Consider the following 1,327-nt stretch of genomic DNA (forward strand, 5'->3'; position numbering starts at 1 on the left):
GAAGAAGAAAGTATAGAAGTAGTGGATACTTCAGTTATTTTTTATAGAAAAAGTCGGTGCAGAATCTACATTTACTAACCATCGAAATTCTTGAGCATCTATTCCGTCTTTAACCCATAGATCTCCTTTGCTCCCCTTTCCAGTTTGTCGATACCAAGTAATAGATGATCCTACCACTTGAGGGGTATTATCTAATTCGTTTAGTTTTGGAAAGGTAAGCTGCTTTTGTTCTCCTGATTTAATATTAATGACGTATAACTTTGTAAACATAGTTGGAACTGGTCCTAGTTTCCACTCCTTGTTTTCTTTTGCTCGTGCAACAATTATTTCATCCGTAGAAAACCATTCTAAATCAAGATCCACATAACCTTTAGGTGTATATTCCTTTAATTTATTTTTGAAGGGAATATCAGCAACAGCGGTATTTTTGTTTTCAACGAAAAACCTACCTTCACCAGATATGAAAGCTAGTTGATTTTTTGTGGGAGCCCATTTTATCCAGTTTTCATACCAAAGCATCTTTCCTATAACCTGAAAATGGTCTCCTACTGATGAAAGTACTCCTAATGTATTGCTATCATTGGACCAAGAAGCAGTGGGAGTTGCTAAAAAACTAACCCATTTACCATCAGCACTCCACTTAAAATATTCGGCATCAATAGCAAACAAATCAGTTGTATTTGTTTGAAGGGTGTAAAAAGGCTTTATTTTATTCGTATCAAGATTAGCATCTATTGGAACTTTGAATAGGCGGACTGGTTCCCAACCAGTAGGAAGCAAATTAGATTGAGATGAAACAATAAAATCTTTTCCATTGGGAAACCATTCAAAGTCACTAACACCTAATGATACATTCTCAAAACCATGTGGTCGTCCATTTTTTGTTTTTGTAATATTTAGGACACCCCCTGAAGTATATGCTAGATGATTAGATATTGGTGACCATTTATAATTTCTTGTTTCAATTGAGACATATGGCAGATAGTTTTCCTTTTTCTTTAAATCATAAATAAACAAATTGGTGTTGTCGCCATTCTTGTCACCTGCTGTATAAGCAATAAATTGACCATCTTTTGACCACTTTGGATTGGAAACATACCTATCTGTTGTAAGTTGCGTTTCTTTATTGCCCTCTTTCATCCAAAGCTGATGGTCTCGAATAAAGGCGGCTTTAAGTAGAACTTCAGCAGTTGCTCCTAAAGAAAAATTAAAACTAAAAAATAATATTAATATTAAAATCCGAATTGCCATTCCTCGCACCTCCTTGTAATAGGATGTACTTATGAATGACAAAAATTCGACAAGTAAACATAAAAGTATTTGGCAT

General features: G+C 34.5%; 1 protein-coding gene. It reads right to left on the reverse strand.

Features of this window, described 5'->3' with window-relative positions; all coding sequences use genetic code 11:
* Window positions 1–30: 30 nt before the first annotated feature.
* Complete coding sequence (locus BMZ04_RS21830) at window positions 31–1,251, reverse strand: translocation protein TolB (protein WP_093277834.1); 1,221 nt, start codon at window positions 1,249–1,251, stop codon at window positions 31–33.
* Window positions 1,252–1,327 lie beyond the last annotated feature (76 nt).

This window comes from Psychrobacillus sp. OK032 (assembly GCF_900111345.1).
Lineage (GTDB): Bacteria > Bacillota > Bacilli > Bacillales_A > Planococcaceae > Psychrobacillus.

Bases quoted from the DNA above. Each gene is read 5' to 3' on its own strand.
- BMZ04_RS21830 (WP_093277834.1), bottom strand. From the start codon at position 1,251: ATGGCAATTCGGATTTTAATATTAATATTATTTTTTAGTTTTAATTTT.